This is a genomic window from Paraburkholderia sp. Ac-20336, from assembly GCF_017105025.1.
In the GTDB taxonomy this organism is placed as follows: Bacteria; Pseudomonadota; Gammaproteobacteria; order Burkholderiales; family Burkholderiaceae; genus Paraburkholderia.
In genome coordinates, this window is sequence record NZ_JAAGPS010000002.1 from 37,626 (window position 1) to 57,805 (window position 20,180).

Consider the following 20,180-nt stretch of genomic DNA (forward strand, 5'->3'; position numbering starts at 1 on the left):
TCGATGCCCTCTTCGACGCCTCTTTTCCCCGTGCAACGCCTTTTTATCGACGGTGCCTACACGGACGCCACCAGTGGCGAAACGTTCGACACCTTCAACCCCGCCACCGGCGAGAAGCTCGCCACGGTGCAACACGCGAGCGCGGCCGATATCGACCGCGCCGTGCAATCGGCGCGCACCGGTCAGCGCGCCTGGGCCGCACTGACGGCCATGCAGCGTTCGCGCGTGCTGCGCCGCGCGGTCGAGTTGCTACGCGAGCGCAACGACGCACTCGCGGACCTCGAAACCCTCGACACGGGCAAGCCCAGCGCCGAAACGCGCGCCGTCGACATCGTCACGGGTGCCGACGTGATCGAGTATTACGCAGGCCTCGCCCCCGCGCTCGAAGGCCAGCAGATTCCGCTGCGCGAGACCTCGTTCGTCTACACGCGGCGCGAGCCGCTAGGCGTCACGGCCGGCATCGGCGCGTGGAACTATCCGATCCAGATCGCCTGCTGGAAATCGGCGCCCGCGCTCGCCGCCGGCAACGCAATGATCTTCAAGCCGAGCGAGGTCACGCCGCTGTCGGCGACGAAACTCGCGGAGATCTATATCGAGGCGGGTGTGCCGCCGGGCGTCTTCAACGTGGTTCACGGCGACGGGCGCGTGGGCGCGATGCTTGCCATGCATTCGGGCATCGAGAAGATTTCGTTTACGGGCGGCGTCGAAACCGGCAAGAAGGTCATGGCGACAGCGGGCGGCTCCACGCTCAAGGAAGTCACGATGGAGCTAGGCGGCAAATCGCCGCTTATCGTCTTCGAAGACGCCGACCTCGATCGCGCCGCCGATATCGCCGTGACGGCCAATTTCTTCAGCTCGGGCCAGGTGTGCACCAACGGCACGCGCGTCTTCGTGCATCAAGCCGTGATCGCCGAGTTCGAAGCGCGCGTGCTCGAACGCGTGCAGCGCATTCGCGTCGGCAATCCCGCCGATCCCGCCACCAACTTCGGGCCGCTCGCGAGCGCCGCGCAACTCGACAAGGTGCTCGGCTATATCGAGGGCGGCAAGCGCGCGGGCGCGCGGCTGCTCGCGGGCGGCGCACGCCTCACGCAAGGCGATTTCGCGCGCGGCCAATACGTGCAGCCCACCGTGTTTTCCGGTTGCCGCGACGACATGCGGATCGTCCAGGAAGAAATCTTCGGCCCGGTGATGAGCATTCTCACGTTCGCGAGCGAAGCCGAAGTGATCGCGCGCGCCAACGAAACGCTCTACGGCCTCGCGGCCGGCGTCGTGACCGACAACCTCGCGCGCGCGCATCGCGTGATCCATCGGCTCGAAGCGGGCATCTGCTGGATCAACACATGGGGCGAGTCGCCGGCTGAAATGCCCGTGGGCGGCTACAAGCAATCCGGCGTGGGCCGCGAAAACGGCATCACGACACTCGAGCACTACACGCGCATCAAATCGGTCCAGGTGGAACTGGGACCGTATCAGCCCGTTTTCTGAGGGAGTCCCGCATGGCCGCGCAAGAGTACGACTACATCATCATCGGTGCGGGATCGGCGGGCAACGTGCTCGCCACCCGCCTCACCGAGGATAGCGACATCAAGGTGCTGCTGCTCGAAGCCGGCGGCCCCGACTACCGCTTCGATTTCCGCACGCAAATGCCGGCGGCGCTCGCCTACCCGCTGCAGGGCCGCCGCTACAACTGGGCTTACGAAACCGAGCCCGAGCCGCATATGAACCACCGGCGCATGGAATGCGGGCGCGGCAAGGGGCTCGGCGGGTCGTCGCTCATCAACGGCATGTGCTACATCCGCGGCAATGCGCTCGACTACGACGGCTGGGCCGAACGCAAGGGGCTGGAGCACTGGAGCTATCTGGACTGCCTGCCCTATTTCCGCAAGGCCGAAACGCGCGACGTCGGCGCGAACGACTATCACGGCGGCAACGGCCCCGTGCATGTGACGACGAGCAAGCCCGGCGTCAATCCGCTCTTCGAGGCGATGATCGAGGCCGGCGTGCAGGCCGGCTATCCGCGCACCGACGATCTGAACGGCTATCGCCAGGAAGGCTTCGGCCCGATGGATCGCACCGTCACGGGAAAGGGCCGGCGCGCGAGCACCGCGCGCGGCTACCTGGACCAGGCGAGACAACGGCCGAACCTCGAGATCGTCACGCATGCGGTTACCGATCGCATTCTGTTCGACGGCAAGCGCGCCTGCGGCGTCGTCTTTCTCGACGGCGCCACGCGCATCACCCGCCATGCGCGCCGCGAAGTGCTGCTGTGCGCGGGCGCGATCGCTTCACCGCAGATCCTGCAACGCTCGGGGGTCGGCCCCGGCGCGTGGCTGCGCGAACTCGACATTCCTGTCGTGCTCGATCTGCCCGGGGTCGGGCAGAATCTTCAGGATCACCTGGAAATGTATATGCAGTACGAGTGCCGGGAGCCCGTCTCGCTCTATCCGGCGCTGCTGATGCGCAATCAGCCGGCTATCGGTCTCGAATGGATGCTGCGCGGCACCGGCATCGGCGCGAGCAATCACTTCGAGGCGGGCGGCTTTATCCGCACGCGCGACGACGATCCCTGGCCGAATATCCAGTACCACTTTCTGCCCGTCGCGATCAATTACAACGGCACCAACGTGATCAAAATGCATGGCTTCCAGGCGCACGTAGGCTCCATGCGTTCGCCGAGCCGGGGGCGCGTGAAGCTGCGCTCGCGCGATCCGCACGAGCACCCGTCGATTCTCTTCAACTACATGGCCGAAGAACTCGACTGGCGCGAGTTCCGCGACGCGATCCGCATCACGCGCGAGATCATCGCCCAGCCGGCGCTCGATCGTTTCCGCGGCCGCGAATTGAGCCCCGGCGCGGCGCTCCGGTCCGATGCGGAGATCGACGCATTCGTGCGCAGCCGCGCGGAAACCGCGTATCACCCGTCCTGCTCGTGCGCGATGGGCTACGACAACATGGCCGTGGTGGACGGCGAAGGCCGCGTGCACGGCATCGACGGTCTGCGCGTAGTCGATGCGTCGATCATGCCGCGCATCACCACCGGCAATCTCAATGCGCCGACGATCATGCTCGCGGAAAAGATTGCGGACAGGATTCGCGGACGCGCGCCGCTGGCGCGTTCGCACGCCGCGTACTTCGTGGCGAACGGCGCGCCGGCGCGGGCGGTGAAGCCGGCCACGGCAGGAGCGTGACGATCCACGCCGCACATCCGGGCGCGGGTGTGACGGCGCATGGTCACGACAAAGACCAGGGATCGACCTTGCCGTCCTCGATCACGAAGTGCTTCGCATCGGAAGCGGGATCAAAAAAGCGCCAGTCTTCCTCATCTTCAACTCCGTCCCGGATCACTACAAGACGATAGCCTTTACAGGCCGAATGCCGACGTGGGGTTCGTCGGCATCCCGATCGATCGCAACGGTTTCCCGCATGACGCTGCCGACCACCAAACTCCGCGGCTGCTTCAAACCGAAGCCGCCAGCCAATGCGAAACGGCCACCGTAAGCACGGCTGCGGCAAGCGCCCCATACGGCGCCAGATTCAACCACCGGCTGCGCGCCGGCACACTCACGTTCATATCTGACGCACTGCCCGCCGGAAAACGCCCGCGATCCTGCCAGTAGTGCCGGTAAGCGAATACCGGCACGATCAGCAGCATTGCGAGAAGACCATTGCGCAGCGTGCCCTCGCCTTGCAGATCGGCGCCGGCGCCGACGAACACCAGGTTGGCATAACCACACAGCGCACCGAGCGCGAGCAGCCACGTCGGGCAGCGAAACGGGCGCACGCGCGTGCCGCGATCCATGCGATGAATCCATCCCGACTGCAGGTTGAGAAACACGAACAACATATAGCAGACGTTCGAGATCGACAGCACCGTCATATAGTCCGACATCGCCAGCAGCACGAGATTGAAGCAGAGGTCGGTCCACATCGCCGCCGTCGGCGCGCCGTGCCCGTTCACGCGCGAAAGGTAGCGCGGCAGCCAGCCGTCCACCGACGCCTGATAGAGCGTGCGCGACGATCCCATCATCGAGGTCATCACGATCAGCAGGATCGAGAGCATCAGCATCACCACGATGGCATTGCCGACCCACGCGCCGCCGCCCACCATCGCGGCCATGGCGGTGCCCACGCCCGTGCCGTCGCCGATGCGCGGATCGAGCATCAGCGGCGTGCCGAGCGCGCCTTGAAACGCGAGAGGCACGAGCGTCATCACCACGAGGCAGAGCGCGCCCGACCAGAAGATTGCCTTGGCCGTATCGCGCCGCGGATCGCGAAACTCGCGCGTATAGCAGACCGCCGTTTCGAATCCATACGACGCCCATCCGGCCATGAACATCGCGCCCAGCGCCATCACCACGCCTTGCCCGTTCCAGTTGCCGAAATACGCGGCGGTGAGATTGCCGTGCGCGTCGCGCCCGAGCGGCAGCAGCGGCAAGAGATGTGCGGCGGGCACGTCGCCCGTGATGATCGGCACGAGGCCGACGATCAGCAGCGGCGTGAGCGAAGCGATGCCGAGTATCTTCTGCGTCTTCGCCGCCTTCGAAGCGCCGCTATGCTGAAGCCTGAACGTGACGAGCAGAAAAGCCGCGGCAATCAGAAACGTGGCGTTGATGCGCAAGGTCAGGCCGGGCTTGATAAAGCCGAGGTTGGCGAGCGTCCAGTGCCACTGCACGATGGCCGCGTCGGGCGCGAACAGTGTCGTGAGCGCATAGTTCGCGGCAAGCCCGCAGCCGAGCGCGAGCATCGGCGACCACGCCAGCCAGTTGCACCACACGGAAACGGGCGCGATCATCTTGCCGTAGCGGACCCAGCCGATCGCTCCGTACACCGAAGCACCACCCGACTTATGCGGAAAGAGCCCGGAGATTTCCGCGTAGGTCGCGCTTTGCACGAGACCCATCGTAATCGAGGCGATCCAGATAGCCCAGGCCGGCTGGCCGATCGTCGCGCACACGCCGCCGATCGTGAACAGCACGCCGGCGGGCACGCCGCTCGTCACCCAGAACGCGTCTTTCCAGTTCAGGCCGCGTTGCAGCCCATGACCCTGCCCGCCTCGTACGGTCTCTTCCTGCGCGCCACATGCACCGATTCCCGCCTGCTCCATCTGCCGCCTCCTGTCCGGAACGTTAATCGACCAGAATTGCCGCGCCAATAGGGATGTTCAGGGGCAGCGCGACGCGCATCCGACGCACGCGTCGCGCCTCGCCACCCACGTGGCGCCCCATGGCGCCCCACGGCACGGGTGAACGCCTGTCAGTGCACGCCCAGCGAGGCGCGCACGGCGGGCAAGCCGGGCTTGCCGTCGAGCGTCGTCACGCCCGCGAGCCAGGCGTCGAGCACCTGCGGATTGCCACGCAGCCAGTCGGCGGCGGCCTTGTTCGGGTCCACCTTGTTGGCGATCGGCACCATCAGATGGTTTTCGATGTCGGTCGTGAAGCGCAGATTGGCGATGAACTTCGCGACGTTCGGGCAGCGCGCCGCATAATCGGGCGGCTGCGCCGTCAACACGCGCGCCGCGCCGTAGTCGGGACCGAATACGGCGTCGCCGCCGGAGAGGTAGTCGATCTTCATCTGCACGTTCATCGGATGCGGCTCCCAGCCGAGGAAGACGATCCACTGCTTGTCGCGAATCGCGCGGTTGACCTGCACGAGCATCCCCGCCTCGCTCGATTCGACGAGCTTGAATTTGCCGAGCCCATACTGGTTCGCGCCGATCATCTTCTCGATGAGCGCATTGCCGTCATTGCCGGGCTCGATGCCGTAAATGCGGCCTTGCAGCTTGTCCGCATACTTCGCGATGTCCTGGAACGATTTCAGCCCGCCCTGGAAGACGTAATCGGGCACCGCGAGCGTGTACTTGGCGCCCGTGAGATTGGGCGTGGGCAGCACCTTGATCGAGCCCGACTTCGTGAACGGCTCGACGATCGGGTCCATCGTGGGCGACCAGTAGCCGAGGAACACGTCGATCTGCTTGCTCTTGAGCCCCGCGAACGTGATCGGCACCGAGGCGATCGTCTTCGTCGGCGCATAGCCGAGGGCGCCGAGAATCGTCGAGGCGACGCCGGTCGTCGCCGCGATATCGGTCCAGCCCACGTCGGCGAAGCGCACGTCCTTGCACGCCAGCGGATCGGCGGCATACGCGTTGGCACAGAGAACCGCGGCGCACGCGAGCGCGCCTGTTTTAAGCACGGGGAATCGGCACATCGTTGTCTCCTTGGCAATTCGGGTCATGAAGCCGCGCCGCCGGGCCCGTCGTAGGGAAATCGCATCGAATCCGGCGTGCGGCTCATCGGCGTGAATGGGGCACCGGTCATGGGGTGCGTCCCATGACACATGGTTGTCCGGCAAAAAGCCGATCAACGTAGCAATTGCGACGGGCAATTGCGCAGAAGCGACAAACGTTGCCGCCAATACCGACAGGACAGGACTTTAAGTTGATTGAACGATCAATTTACAAAAAGCCAGCAGGTGCGGGGCAGGGATTCGGACGTATGCCCGATTCCTTTCATTCTGAAAATGTCATGGGTACGCGCGGCGCGTGTCGGGCAGCGAGCCAGGCCCGCTTTAAAGCCGCGCTGGAAGGCTCCGGCGCACGGCAGGTCGTGTATTCTTACGGGGGAGATTCAGAACGGAGTGACAGCGCCGACGCAAGCACTCCAACCCACCATATTCAATAAAATAGCTGCGTCCTCACCGTGGGCTTACGGCTAGCACGCATCACACACTTTCGCTCGGAATGCCTTCCATGCAGCCCCAGACAGTCCCGCCTCGCGACGGCCAAAAACCGCCGTTACGCTTCGGCATCGTCCTGCTTCCCAATTTCACGCTGACCGCCTTCTCCGGTTTCGTGGATCTGCTGCGTCTCGCCGGCGACGATGGCGACATGAGCCGCCCCGTGCGGTGCTCGTGGACCATCATCGGCGAAACGCTCGTGCCGATCCGCGCAAGCTGCGGCATTCAGGTCACACCGTGGGCAACTTATGAGGAAGCGGGCACCTTCGACTATCTGGTCGTCGTGGGCGGACTGCTGCACTCCGGCCCGTCCGCCAGCGACGCGACCTTGCGCTTCATCCGCGAAAACGCCGCGCGGCCGACCACGCTTGTCGGCATCTGCACTGGCGCTTTTTCACTGGCGCGCGCGGGCGTGATGGACGGCTACCGCATCTGCGTCAGCTGGTTTCACTATTGGGATTTCGTCGAGCGCTTCCCGTCGATTCCGGAATCGAGCCTGATCGCGGACCGGCTCTTCGTCATGGACCGGCGGCGCATCACCTGCTCGGGCGGCCGCGCGTCGATCGACGTTGCCGCGGCCATTCTGCTTCGGCATTTCGACGCGAGCATCGTGCAGAAAGCCCAGCGCATCCTGATCGTCGACGAGGCGCAAAAGGGCAACGCGCCGCAGCCGTATCCGGCCGGCCTCGCACCGACCACGCATCCGCAGGTGCGGCGCGCGATCCTCATCATGGAGCAGCATGTCGGGCATCCTCTGCCGCTCGCTGATATCGCGCATCGGGTCAATCTGTCAGTGCGGCAACTCGAAAGACTGTTCGCGGCCGAAACCGGCAAATCGCCGCATGCCTATGGCCGGCAATTGCGCGTACGAATGGCCGCGTGGATGCTCACGAGTTCCGACCGCTCGGTCACGGAAATCGCCGCGTCATGCGGGTTTTCCGATGCATCGCACCTCGGCCGCGAATTTCGCAAGGAATATGGCGAAACGCCCCATGCGTATCGCGTGGCGCGATCGCAGGGGCTGACGCCGGACGTGAGCGTCGAATAAGCCGATCGCACCGCGCCGGCTGCGACGATCGTCACTGAAAGACGACGGTGCGGTCGCCGTTGAGAAATACCCGGCGCTCGGTAAACGCCTTGACCGCGCGCGCCAGCGTGATGCATTCGACGTCGCGGCCCACGGCCAGCAATTGCTCGGGACGCAGCGCATGATCGACGCGTTCGACGAACTGCTCGATGATCGGCCCTTCGTCGAGATCGTCGGTGACGAAATGCGCGGTCGCGCCGATCAGTTTCACGCCGCGCGCATGCGCCTGGTGATAAGGCTTCGCGCCTTTGAAGCCGGGCAGAAACGAATGATGAATATTGATCGCGCGATTGCCGAGCTTCTCGCAGGCGTCGGACGTGAGCACCTGCATATAGCGCGCGAGCACGACGAGTTCCGCGCCTGTGCGCTCCGCGAGGTCGAGCCACTGCTTCTCCTGCGCTTCCTTGCCGGCCCCGGTAATCGGAAAATGATGGAACGGCAGCTTGTGCGATTCGGCGAGCGCGGCCAGATCGTTATGATTCGACGCAATGCCGACGATATCCATTTTCAGTTCGCCCATGCGCCAGCGAAACAGCAGATCGGCGAGGCAGTGCTCAAGCTTCGACACCATGATGAGCACCTTGGGACGCACCTCGGCGCTATGCACGGCCCACTCCATGTTGAAGTCGGCCGCGACCGGCGCGAACTGCTGCTTGAGTTTATCGACGCACAGCGGCTCGCTGCCGGCCGCATGAAATACGCAGCGTACGAAAAAGCGGCCACTCAGATCGTCGTCGAAAACATTGAGCGCGTCGATATAGCAATGATGCGCTTCCAGTACCCTGACCATCGCCGCGACCTGTCCCGGCCCGCTCGGGCATGACAGGGTGAGAATGAATTGCTCTTTGTTTTCGCCAATCATGGGAGTACCTGCGCAATAAGACGCGTAATCCGTGCACGCGGCGCGGGCACGGGAATCTGAACCTTCAGTTGTGCGCCTGCTTATCGATTACTTGTCGATTGCATATCGACTACGTACCGGCTGCATGGAGAAGCGGCGAGCGCGGCGGTTTTATTGGCTCGCGAGCGCTTGCGAACCGCGCCACGCGATCCAGTCTTCGCGCGTCCAGTCGAGTGCGATACCCACGCGGCGCGTGCCGGGCCGGATCTTCGGCTTGTGCAGTGCGAGTTCGAGCGTCTGCAACGCGGGCCACTCGCGAAACGAAAGCGCGGCCACGTCCACCGCGAGCGTTTCGAGCAGCCGCGTATGCGGCTTGTGCGCGAGGAAGTCGGCAATGCGCGTGCACCAGCCGTCATAGTCGATCCACTCGCCGGACTCGTCGGGCGCGCCGCCGTAGCCGAGCCGTGCGTCGATCACGACCGGCTGCGGCGCGCCGTGTTCGTGCGCGTGGATGCCCACGTGCACCGGCACGCTCAACGCCTCGACGAACACGCTCCAGCCGCGCCCTCGCGTCTGCGCGAATGCGGCATCGAACGGCCGCGCAAACGCGCCCTCGACGAGCTTCATGACACGAGCGGCGCCGCGGCGTCGAGCATGATGCGGCAGAAGTAGTCGGCGAAGCTGCGCCGCACGACCACTTCGAAGCGCTCCGCGCCGGTCGGAATCAGCATGATCGACGCCTTGAAATAGAAGCTCTGCGCGCATTGGCCTTCGCCGAACATGCGCGGATGCAGATCGAGCGGACAGCCGCGCGCGAGCACTTCGCGCACGCGCGCGCCGCTCAGTTCCAGCACCGTATAGCCGCTGCCGACATCGACCGCCGACGCCCACATGCCGTTCAACGCCCGCACGAGCGCGTCTTCGAGCACGCCTGCGTTGACCGCTTCGCGCGAACGCACGAGCCATTCGTCGGGACCGAGCCACAGCACGTCGTACTGCGCGGCGGACACCCGCGTATTGGGCTGCGTGGGCACCGCACAGCCGACCACCCGCGCGAACGCCTCGGCAAACGCGGCATCGCCGGGCTCGCCGCGCACCGTCACGAGATCGCGGAACGGCAGCTCGCGCATCGCGAACGCCTTCGTCACGCGCTCGCCTTGCGCTTCATGCGCGTCGAGCAGCGCGGCCACGCCCACGCACGGCGACTCCAGCAGCACCGTCACCGCGCGTTCCCCGAGGGGCACCGGTTCGATCGTTTCATTCAACATGCTGACGCACCCCTTCCGTGTCATAGAAAACCGGGCTCGCGATCGTCGCGGCAACGCGACGGCCATCGGCCATCGGCACCACGACTTTCTCGCCCATCTTGCCGAGACCGCCCTTCACCACCGCGAGCGCGATCGAGCGGTCGAGAACCGGGCTGTAATAGCTCGACGTGACGTGGCCGAGCATCGGCGTCGTCCCGTCGGCACGCGTCACCGCATCGGGCGCGACGATCTGGCCGCCTTCGGGCAGCACGTACTGCGCGTCGTCGGTGAGCAGGCCGACGAACTGCTTGCGGCCTTCCTTCGCCGTGTCCGAGCGAGAGAGCGAACGCTTGCCGAGGAAGTCCTTCGCCTTCGAAACGAGCCCGCCCATGCCGAGATCGAAAGGCGTCACCGAGCCGTCGGTATCCTGGCCGACGATGATGTAGCCCTTCTCCGCGCGCAGCACGTGCATCGTTTCCGTGCCATACGGCGTGATGCCGAATTCGGCGCCCGCCTGCATCAGCGCTTCCCAGACCGCGCGGCCCGCGTTGGCCGGCACGTTCACCTCATAGGCCAGCTCGCCCGAGAAGCTGATGCGCATGACGCGCGCCTTCGCGCCCGCCACCGTGCCGTTGCGATACGACATGAACGGAAACCCGGCATTCGCGAAGTCGATGTCCGCGCAGACCTTTTGCAGCACCTTGCGGCTCTTCGGGCCGACCACGGCGAAGGTCGCCCAGTGGTCGGTGACGGACGCGAGCCGCACCTTCATGTCGGGCCATTCCGTTTGCAGCCAGCGTTCGAGCCACGTCAGCACGCGCGCCGCGCCGCCCGTCGTGGTGGTCATCATGTAGTGCTGCTCGCCGAGGCGCACCGTCACGCCGTCGTCGAAGACCATGCCGTTTTCGTCGAGCATCAGGCCGTAGCGGCACTTGCCGACTTCGAGCTTGCTCCACGGGTTCGTATAGACCCAGTTCAGCAGCTTGGCAGCGTCCGGTCCCTGAATGTCGATCTTGCCGAGCGTCGACGCGTCGAGCATGCCGACGCCGTTGCGCACCGCGAGACATTCGCGCTTGACGGCCGCGTGCAGGTCCTCGCTGCCTTGCGGGTAATACCAGGGCCGCTTCCAGTTGCCGACGTCCTCGAACATCGCGCCATGCTCGACGTGCCATTCGTGAATGCAGGTCTTGCGGATCGGATCGAGCAGATCGCCCAACTCGCGCCCCGCGAACGTGCCGAACGTGACGGGCGTGTAGTTCGGGCGGAACGTCGTCGTGCCCGTTTCGGGAATCGACTTGCCGAGCGCATCGGCGAGAATCGCCATGCCGTTGATGTTGCCGAGCTTGCCCTGATCGGTGCCGAAGCCCATGGCCGTATAGCGCTTGACGTGCTCGACCGATTCGAAGCCTTCGCGCGCGGCGAGCAGGATGTCCGCCGCCGAGACGTCGTTCTGGAAATCGACGAACTGCTTCGGCCCGCGCGCCGCGGCCTCGCGGCTGCCGACCAGCCAGAGCGGCTGGATGGGCGCCTCGGCATGATCGACGAGCTTCAGCAGCGGCGGGCGCTCGACCGCGAAGCCGAGCGATTTGGCCGCATCGACGCCCGCGTCGATCGCGAGCGCCAGCGCCCGCGCAAAACCGAATTCGCCGGCGGCCGCGCCCACGCTCACCTCTTGCTGCACGCGCTTGCCGGGCATGAAGCACGCCTTCGCCTCGTTCCAGTGCGCCTTGCCGCCCGATTGCGCGAACAGATGCAGCACCGGGCTAAAGCCGCCCGACATCGCGAGCAGATCGCAGGGAAGCTCGGCCTGCTTCGCACCGCTGCGGCCGTTCGCCCACGCGACGACCTCGACCGACGACACGCGCAGCTTGCCGCGCGCGCTCGCCACCGCCGCGCCGTTCATCACCTTGATGCCCTGGCGGCGTGCCGCCGCTTGCAGCTCGCTCGCGCCTTGCGCGCGCGGATCGACGACCGTCACCGCCGCACCGCATGCCTTCAGATCGAGCGCGCACTGATAGCCCGCGTCGTTGTTCGCGAACACGACCGCGTTACGGCCCGGCAGCACCGCATAACGGTGGATATACGCCGACACCGCCGAGGCCAGCATCACGCCCGGCAGATCGTTGTTGCCGAATACGAGCGGGCGCTCCTGCGCGCCGGTGGCGAGAATCACGCGCTTCGCGCGGATCTTCCACAGCACTTCGCGCGAACCGCGGCGCGCGGACACCGGCAGATGCTCGGTGAGACGCTGCGTGACGGTCACGAGGTTGTGATCCTGATAGCCGAATGCGGTGCTGCGCGACAGAATCGTCACGTCGGGCAGCGCGGCGAGTTCGGCCTCGACCTTTTCGACCCAATGAATCGCGGGACGCCCGTCGATCTCGGTCTTGCCCGCGAGCAGGCTGCCGCCCAGTTCGCGCTGATCGTCGACGAGCATCACGCGCGCGCCGCTGCGCGCCGCGGTGAGCGCCGCGAGCAGGCCGCTCGGTCCGCCGCCGACCACCAGCACGTCGCAATGCGCAAAAGACTTGTCGTAGCGGTCGGCGTCGAGCGCCTCGGGCGCCTTGCCAAGACCCGCCGCCTCGCGAATCTTCTCCTCGTACTTCGGCCACCATTTGCGCGGCCACATGAAGGTCTTGTAGTAGAAACCCGCGGGCAGAAAGCGCGCAAACTTCTGGTTGACCGCCATGCGATCCTGTTCGAGCGACGGCTCCGCGTTCACGCTGGTCGCGACAAGCCCCTGATACAGCTCGATCTCGGTCGCGCGCGCGTTCGGCACGGTATACGCGCCGCGTTCGAGCTGCACGACCGCGTTCGGCTCGGCGACGTCGGCCGTGACGATGCCGCGCGGCCGGTGATACTTGAAGCTGCGCGCGACGAAATGCACGTTGTTGGCGAGCAGCGCCGAGGCCAGCGTGTCGCCCTGATAGCCCTGATACGTGCGGCCGTTGAACGTGAAGTTCAACGGAATCGCGCGGTTGACGCGCCCGCCCGTGCCGAGTCGGTTCTTCTGGCTCATGCCTTGTCTCCTTGCGCCGGCGTGGTCGAGTCGCCCGTCGCGCCGCCGCGCCGGAACGTCTCGTAGCCGAGAATTTCGTACGTGACGGTGTCGCGCGTCGCCATGAACCAGCGACGGCAACCCTGCGCGTGCAGCCATTGCTCCTTGTGCACGCCGCGCGGGTTATGGCGCATGAACAGGTAGTCGCCCCATTCCTTGTCGGTGAGTTGTTCGGTCTCCAGCGGGCGCGCGATCTCGGCTTCGCCGCCGCAGGTGAATTCCGCTTCGGCGCGCGGGCCGCACCACGGACATTCGATCAGCAACATGTGGTTTTCTCCTGGTAAGCGGGTGCGTGCGGCACTCAGTGCGCGACGGCGGCAGCGCCGTGCTCGTCGATCAGATGGCCGGTATAGAAGCGGTCGAGCGAAAACGCTGCGTTCAGCGGATGCGGCTCGTCGTTCGCGATCGTGTGCGCGAACACCCAGCCCGAACCCGGCGTCGCCTTGAAGCCGCCCGTGCCCCAGCCGCAATTGAAATAGAGCCCTTTGACGTCGGTCTTGCTGATGATCGGGCAGGCGTCCGGCGACACGTCGACGATGCCGCCCCACTGCCGGTTCATGCGCACGCGCGAGAACACCGGGAACATTTCGACGATCGCCTGCAAGGTGCCTTCGATAATGTTGAAGCTGCCGCGCTGGCCGAAGCCCGTGTACTGATCGACCCCCGCGCCGATCACGAGATCGCCCTTGTCGGACTGGCTGATATAGGCGTGCACCGCGTTCGACATGATGACCGTATTGACGACCGGCTTGATCGGCTCGGACACGAGCGCCTGCAACGGATGGCTTTCGAGCGGCAGGCGCACGCCGGCCATGTCGGCAAGCGTCGTGGTGTTGCCGGCGGCCACCACGGCGACCTTCTTCGCCTTGATGAAGCCCTTCACGGTATCGACGCCCGTCACGCGCGCGCCGTCGCGGCGAATGCCGGTTACCTGGCAGTTCTGGATGATGTCCACGCCGAGACGGTCCGCGCCGCGCGCGAAGCCCCACGCGACCGCATCGTGACGCGCCACGCCCGCGCGCCGCTGGATCGACGCGCCCATCACCGGGTAACGGCTGTTGAGATTGATGGTCGGCTCGATTTCCTTGATCTGCGCGGGCGTGAGGAATTCGGCATCGACGCCGTTCAGGCGGTTCGCATTCACACGGCGCTCGGTATCGCGCACGTCCTGCAGCGTGTGCGCGAGGTTCATCACGCCGCGCTGGCTGAACATCACGTTGTAGTTGAGGTCCTGCGCGAGCCCTTCCCAGAGCTTCATGGCCTTTTCATAGAGCGCCGCCGACTCGTCCCACAGATAGTTCGAGCGCACGATCGTCGTATTCCGTGCGGTATTGCCGCCGCCGATCCAGCCTTTCTCCAGAATCGCCACGTTCTTCACGCCGTGTTCTTTCGCGAGGTAATACGCGGTCGCGAGACCGTGGCCGCCGCCGCCGACGATCACCACGTCGTATTCCTTCTTCGGCTCCGGGCTCTTCCATTGCCGCTCCCAGTTCTCGTGATACGACAACCCGTTGCGGAACAGACTGAATATCGAATAGCGGCTCATTTCGCGGTTTCCTTCGTTAGCATTCGATGACGTTCACGGCCAGACCGCCGCGCGACGTTTCCTTGTATTTGGTCTTCATGTCGGCCCCCGTTTCGCGCATGGTCTTGATGACGTTGTCGAGCGTGACGTAGTGCTGGCCGTTGCCCTTGAGCGCCATGCGCGCCGCGTTCAGCGCCTTGATCGCGCCCATCGCGTTGCGCTCGATGCACGGGATCTGCACGAGGCCGCCCACCGGATCGCAGGTCATGCCGAGGTTGTGCTCCATGCCGATCTCGGCGGCGTTCTCGACCTGCGACGGCGTGCCGCCCATGACGGCCGCGAGCGCGGCGGCAGCCATCGAGCACGCGACGCCCACTTCGCCCTGGCAGCCCACTTCGGCGCCGGAAATCGAGGCCGTTTCCTTGTAGATGATGCCGATCGCGGCGGCCGTCAGCAGGAAGTCGGCAATGCCCTGTTCGTTCGCTCCCGGCACGAATTTCACGTAGTAATGGAGCACGGCGGGAATCACGCCGGCCGCGCCGTTGGTCGGCGCCGTGACGACGCGCCCGCCCGCCGCGTTCTCCTCGTTGACGGCCATCGCGTAGAGATTGACCCAGTCGAGCATCGAGAGCGGATCGCGCAGCGACTCTTCGGAGCGCGCGCGCAGATGCGCGCAGAGATCGGCGGCGCGGCGGCGCACGTGCATCGGGCCCGGCAACTCGCCGTGCATCCGGCAGCCGCGCTCGACGCATGCGGCCATCGTGTGCCAGAGCGTCATCAGCCCTTCGCGCACGGCTTCGGGCGAACGCGAGGCGCATTCGTTCGCGTGGGCGATCTGCGCGATCGACAGGCCGCTCTCCTTGCACACGCGCAGCAGATCGTCGCCGGTGCGAAACGGCCAGGGCACGTCGTGCGCGCCGCGCTGGCCGTTCACGCGCTCGCCGTCGCGATTCACGACGAAGCCGCCGCCCACCGAGTAATACTCTTTCTCGACCAGCAACTGGCCGTTCTCGTCGAAGGCCTGGAAGCGCATGCCGTTCGGATGCACGATGCTCGTGCCGCTCATCAGCTTGCGGTAGAAGCCGATGCACTCCTTTTCCTCGAAGCGGATCGTCTGCCGGCCGAGCAGCGACAGCGACTTCTGCGCGCGGATCGCGGCGAGACGCGGCTCGATCTGGTCGGGATCGATGGTGTCGGGCAGATGGCCTTCGAGGCCGAGCAGCACTGCCTTGTCGGTGCCGTGGCCCTTGCCCGTCGCGCCGAGCGAGCCGTACAGCTCGACTTTCACGCGGCAGACGAAGCGCAGCAGATTCGCTTCGTCAATGTGCGAAACGAAGCGGCAGGCCGCGATCATCGGGCCGACCGTGTGCGAACTCGACGGACCGATGCCGATCTTGAACAGATCGAAAACGCTGACGTTCATGCGACGCTCCCCTCGTGGACTCAGCGGTTAATGACAGTGTGCGTAGTACACCAACGCCAAAAGACTTCCGATAGAAGGAAAACGACATGCGCGTGTAACTTTCCCGATTGGGCGCGTGGCGTGGACGCTCTTCGTTCCGGTGTGCCGCCGGGCGCGCGTGGAAAACCGCATGCAGGCCGTATACAGAGGCAACGCGCAGGCCACACGCAAGCCACATGCGGACCGTATGCTTGAGCCGTGTGCACTCCGGGAAAGCCCTGGTCGGTCGTTTTCATCGCCGGTATCGGCGTACTAGCGCGCTGTCGCAATTCTTCTAGTCGCACGAATTTCGAATTACCAGAATCACGTCAGGCTCGCGCATCGCGACGCAATCGGTACGAGATTCCTCCAACGCATCCTTCAACGAACCGGACCTCAACATGTTCAACCGTTCAACGAGCACCGTAGAAAACGTCGATCCCGAACTCTTCAAGGCGATCGAACTCGAGAACCGCCGCCAGGAAGAACACATCGAGCTGATCGCGTCGGAAAACTACACCTCGCCCGCGGTCATGGCCGCACAGGGCTCGCAACTCACGAACAAGTACGCCGAAGGGTATCCGGGCAAGCGCTACTACGGCGGCTGCGAATATGTGGACGTGGTGGAGCAACTGGCGATCGACCGCGTGAAGCAGCTGTTCGGCGCCGAAGCCGCCAACGTGCAGCCGAACTCCGGTTCGCAGGCCAATCAGGGCGTGTTCTTCGCCATGCTCAAGCCGGGCGACACGATCATGGGCATGAGCCTCGCGCATGGTGGCCACCTCACGCACGGTTCGCCGGTCAACATGTCGGGCAAGTGGTTCAACGTGGTCAGCTACGGCCTGAACGAAGCCGAAGACATCGACTACGACGCGGCCGAAAAGCTCGCGCAGGAACACAAGCCGAAGCTCATCGTGGCGGGCGCGTCCGCGTTCGCGCTGCGCATCGATTTCGAGCGCCTCGCGAAGATCGCGAAGTCGGTCGGCGCGTACCTGATGGTCGACATGGCGCACTACGCCGGGCTGATCGCTGCGGGCGTCTACCCGAACCCGGTGCCGCACGCCGACTTCGTCACGACCACCACGCACAAGAGCCTGCGCGGCCCGCGCGGCGGCGTGATCCTGATGAAGGCCGAGTTCGAGAAGCAGATCAACTCGGCCATCTTCCCGGGCATCCAGGGCGGTCCGCTCATGCACGTGATCGCCGCCAAGGCCGTCGCGTTCAAGGAAGCGCTGTCGCCGGAGTTCAAGGCGTATCAGCAGCAGGTCGTCGAGAACGCGCGTGTGCTCGCCGAAACGCTGGTCAGGCGCGGTCTGCGTATCGTCTCGGGCCGCACGGAAAGCCACGTGATGCTGGTTGACCTGCGCGCGAAGAAGATCACCGGCAAGGCGGCGGAAGCGGCGCTCGGTGCCGCGCATATCACGGTCAACAAGAACGCGATCCCGAACGATCCGGAAAAGCCGTTCGTGACCTCGGGCGTGCGCCTCGGTTCGCCGGCGATGACCACGCGCGGCTTCGGCGTGAAGGAAGCCGAGCAGGTCGGCAACCTGATCGCCGACGTGCTGGACAACCCGGAAGACGCCGCGACGATCGAGCGCGTGCGTGGGCAGGTCGCCGAGTTGACGCAGCGTTTCCCGGTGTATCGCTAAGGTCCGGGCGAAACGAGAGGGGCGCGAGCGTGCTTTATACGCGCTCGCGCCCCCTCGTTTCCGGTCATGCCTGCATGGCTGTCAAGCGCTGCCTCAGGTAGTCTCAGGTAGTCCTTATGCAGCCGCCTTCAGACTGTCGTGCGGATCGATGACGAATTTCTTCGGCACCCCCGAGTCGAATTCGGCATAACCGGACGGCGCATCATCGAGCTTGATGACCGTGACGTTGACGACCTCGGCAATGTTCAGGCGGTCCCACAAGATTGCCCGCATCAGATTCCGGTTGTATTTCATGACCGGAGTCTGCCCCGTAAAGAACGAGTGCGATTTCGCCCAGCCCAAGCCCAATCTCACGGACAGACTGCCTTGCCGCGCAGCGGCATCGACGGCACCCGGGTCGTCGGTGACGTACAAACCTGGGATGCCTATGTTCCCCGCGACTCTCGTGACTTCCATCAGCGAATTGAGCACGGTGGCGGGCGCCTCGACCTGCGAACCCGCATGACCGTGGCCTCGGGCCTCGAAGCCGACGCAGTCGATCGCGCAATCCACCTCGGGCTCGCCGACCAGCCCGGCGATCTGGTCCGCCAATGAAGCGTCCTTCGAGAGGTCGACGGTTTCGAACCCGACGCGCCGTGCATGTGCGAGCCGCACCGGATTCACGTCTCCGATAATCGTCACCGCCGCGCCGAGAAGACGCGCCGAAGCCGCCGCGGCCAGCCCCACCGGCCCCGCGCCCGCCACATACACGCTGGCCCCCGGACCCACGCCCGCGGTGACGGCGCCGTGATAGCCCGTGGGAAGAATGTCGGAGAGACAGGTGAGGTCGCGGATTTTCGCCATGGCGCGATCGCGATCGGGGAACTTCAACAGATTGAAGTCGGCGAACGGCACCATCACGAACTCGGCCTGGCCGCCAATCCAGCCGCCCATGTCGACATAGCCATAGGCACCGCCGGCACGCGCGGGATTCACCGTGAGGCAGACACCGGTGTTCTGCGACTTGCACATCGGACAGCGGCCGCATGCCACATTGAACGGCACGGACACCAGATCGCCCTTCTGCAGGGTCACGACATCCGAGCCGACCTCGATCACCTCGCCGGTAATTTCATGGCCGAGGACGAGGCCGGCCGGTGCCGTTGTCCGTCCACGAACCATATGCTGGTCCGAGCCGCAGATATTGGTCGCGACGACACGCAGAATGACGCCATGATTGGCCTTGCGACCGGCCGGGTCGATCAATTCGGGGAATGCGATGTTCTGAACCTCGACTTTCCCCGGTCCGATATAAACAACTCCACGATTTCCTGACATAGTGCCTCCCAGTTGGGTGTGCCAAACCGTTCACGGTTTCGAAGCCGTACAACGTCAATGCGGGTGTCAGTCCAGGTGTCAATGCGCGTTTGCGATCTCACAACTCGAGAACGAGATCCGACATGGGCCGGCTGCAACACAGCAGACGGAACCCTTTCTGAATCTCCCGTTCGCGAATGCCGCCGTTGTGTTTCATATCGACGGTGCCGTCGAGCAGTTTTGTCTTGCAGGTGCCGCAAAGCCCCTGACTACAGGACGATGGAATCATCACGCCGTTCTTCTTCGCCGCGGCCAATACCGTTTCGGACGCGTGCATCGTAAAAGATCTCGAAGAGCGGGACAGTCTCACGGTGAAAGTGTCCTGCTCGACAGAGCTTTCGGAAGGCACGGACTCGGGTGCGGGCTCAGATACAGGCTCAAATACCGGCGCAGATGCAACCCCTTCGCTAATATCGAAGCTCTCCTGGTGATACCGCACCGGGTCGTGACCGCCCTCGCGCAACATGTGCCGTACCGCACTCATATAGCCGGCAGGGCCGCAGGTGAAGACCTCGCGTTCCTTGAAGTCGGGCAGCCATTGCGCGAGTTGCGGCAAACTCAGTCGCCCCGTCGCGCCCGTCCAGTCCTGTTCTTCTCCGATGCCCTCGCAAACGAAGAAAAGACGAAGACGTGGCGATAGCGTCGCGAGCCGATGCAATTCCTCGCGAAAAACGATATCGGCAGGCGTCCTGGCGCTATGAACGAACGCGATATCGCGGTCGAGCCCGAGGTCGATGCTCGCGCGAGTCATCGACATCAGCGGCGTCACGCCAGAACCCGCCGACAAATACAACGACTTGGGCGCGGATGATACCGTCGGCGTAAATACGCCGGACGGCCCGAACGCACGCAACTGGCCCCCCGGCCGCATGTTGTCGTGAAGCCAGTTGGACATGACACCGCCCGGCACCCGCTTGACGGTGATCGAAATCAGATACGGGCGCGTCGGGGGAGAAGAAAGGGTATAGCAGCGCTGCACCGCTTGTCCGTTCACGACGGCGGATACCGTCAGGAACTGGCCCGGCTCAAAACGCACGGGCAAACCGTCGCCGGTTTGAAACTCAAAGCTGTTCACGTCATGCGTTTCCCGCGTCACACGACAGCAATTGAGCACCTGCTCTTCGGAACTGCTCCACAATCTTGCGCCGGTCTCCCAGGTCTTTGCATCGACCAACCTGTCGGCCGTCTGGAACGCGGATACCATTTGCGTGGAATTCATCTCAGGACTGCCTTCCTGTTCGAAT

General features: G+C 64.7%; 14 protein-coding genes and 1 pseudogene. 4 read left to right on the forward strand and 11 right to left on the reverse strand.

Annotation, left to right across the window (positions count from 1 at the left end):
* The first annotated feature begins 3 nt into the window (after positions 1–3).
* Entirely contained in the window at positions 4–1,485 is a 1,482-nt protein-coding gene (gene betB / locus GXB81_RS02065; protein ID WP_205988179.1) for a betaine-aldehyde dehydrogenase, read from the forward strand.
* Positions 1,486–1,496: 11 nt separating this feature from the next.
* Positions 1,497–3,188: a choline dehydrogenase gene (betA, locus tag GXB81_RS02070; protein WP_205988180.1), complete on the forward strand. Its 1,692-nt coding sequence runs from the start codon at positions 1,497–1,499 to the stop codon at positions 3,186–3,188.
* 269 nt (positions 3,189–3,457) lie between these two features.
* Here betA and GXB81_RS02075 read toward each other — a convergent pair.
* Both GXB81_RS02075 and GXB81_RS02080 read right to left on the reverse strand, forming a co-directional pair.
* Positions 3,458–5,044 (reverse strand): annotated as a pseudogene (locus GXB81_RS02075) (APC family permease); the annotation flags it as partial.
* 209 nt (positions 5,045–5,253) lie between these two features.
* Positions 5,254–6,231: a choline ABC transporter substrate-binding protein gene (locus GXB81_RS02080; protein ID WP_346777767.1), complete on the reverse strand. Its 978-nt coding sequence runs from the start codon at positions 6,229–6,231 to the stop codon at positions 5,254–5,256.
* Between the two features lie 514 nt (positions 6,232–6,745).
* Here GXB81_RS02080 and GXB81_RS02085 point away from each other — a divergent pair.
* Entirely contained in the window at positions 6,746–7,780 is a 1,035-nt protein-coding gene (locus GXB81_RS02085; RefSeq protein WP_205988183.1) for a GlxA family transcriptional regulator, read from the forward strand.
* Between the two features lie 31 nt (positions 7,781–7,811).
* On the opposite strand, the gene purU is transcribed toward GXB81_RS02085, so the two are convergent.
* The 7 genes from purU to GXB81_RS02120 all read right to left on the reverse strand — a co-directional run bounded on the left by purU (position 7,812) and on the right by GXB81_RS02120 (position 15,913).
* Positions 7,812–8,681, reverse strand: coding sequence for a formyltetrahydrofolate deformylase (gene purU, locus GXB81_RS02090; protein ID WP_205988184.1), 870 nt, complete (start codon positions 8,679–8,681; stop codon positions 7,812–7,814).
* A 150-nt stretch (positions 8,682–8,831) separates the two neighbouring features.
* The gene (locus GXB81_RS02095) at positions 8,832–9,287 is read right to left on the reverse strand and encodes a dihydroneopterin aldolase (protein WP_167285683.1); all 456 of its coding nucleotides are present in this window, start codon (positions 9,285–9,287) and stop codon (positions 8,832–8,834) included.
* Positions 9,284–9,904, reverse strand: a complete 621-nt coding sequence (locus GXB81_RS02100; protein WP_346777768.1) for a sarcosine oxidase subunit gamma — start codon at positions 9,902–9,904, stop codon at positions 9,284–9,286. The genes GXB81_RS02095 and GXB81_RS02100 overlap by 4 nt, the downstream gene beginning before the upstream one ends.
* Positions 9,905–9,917: 13 nt before the next feature.
* On the reverse strand, positions 9,918–12,926 hold the full coding sequence (locus GXB81_RS02105) for a sarcosine oxidase subunit alpha family protein (protein ID WP_205988186.1): 3,009 nt from the start codon (positions 12,924–12,926) through the stop codon (positions 9,918–9,920).
* Positions 12,923–13,231, reverse strand: a complete 309-nt coding sequence (locus GXB81_RS02110) for a sarcosine oxidase subunit delta (RefSeq protein WP_167048220.1) — start codon at positions 13,229–13,231, stop codon at positions 12,923–12,925. The genes GXB81_RS02105 and GXB81_RS02110 overlap by 4 nt, the downstream gene beginning before the upstream one ends.
* A 35-nt stretch (positions 13,232–13,266) precedes the next feature.
* Entirely contained in the window at positions 13,267–14,511 is a 1,245-nt protein-coding gene (locus GXB81_RS02115) for a sarcosine oxidase subunit beta family protein (RefSeq protein WP_167048217.1), read from the reverse strand.
* A gap of 16 nt (positions 14,512–14,527) precedes the next feature.
* Positions 14,528–15,913 (reverse strand): L-serine ammonia-lyase, encoded by a 1,386-nt coding sequence (locus tag GXB81_RS02120; RefSeq protein ID WP_167048214.1) that lies wholly within the window; start codon positions 15,911–15,913, stop codon positions 14,528–14,530.
* A 419-nt stretch (positions 15,914–16,332) separates the two neighbouring features.
* On the opposite strand from GXB81_RS02120, the gene glyA reads away from it, so the two are divergent.
* Complete coding sequence (gene glyA / locus GXB81_RS02125; RefSeq protein WP_205988187.1) at positions 16,333–17,580, forward strand: serine hydroxymethyltransferase; 1,248 nt, start codon at positions 16,333–16,335, stop codon at positions 17,578–17,580.
* Between the two features lie 114 nt (positions 17,581–17,694).
* Here glyA and fdhA read toward each other — a convergent pair whose 3' ends face one another.
* Both fdhA and GXB81_RS02135 read right to left on the reverse strand, forming a co-directional pair.
* The gene (gene fdhA, locus GXB81_RS02130; protein ID WP_167048208.1) at positions 17,695–18,897 is read right to left on the reverse strand and encodes a formaldehyde dehydrogenase, glutathione-independent; all 1,203 of its coding nucleotides are present in this window, start codon (positions 18,895–18,897) and stop codon (positions 17,695–17,697) included.
* 97 nt (positions 18,898–18,994) lie between these two features.
* A complete protein-coding gene (locus tag GXB81_RS02135; RefSeq protein WP_205988188.1) occupies positions 18,995–20,155 on the reverse strand; it encodes a hybrid-cluster NAD(P)-dependent oxidoreductase in 1,161 nt (386 codons plus the stop codon).
* Positions 20,156–20,180: the final 25 nt, after the last annotated feature.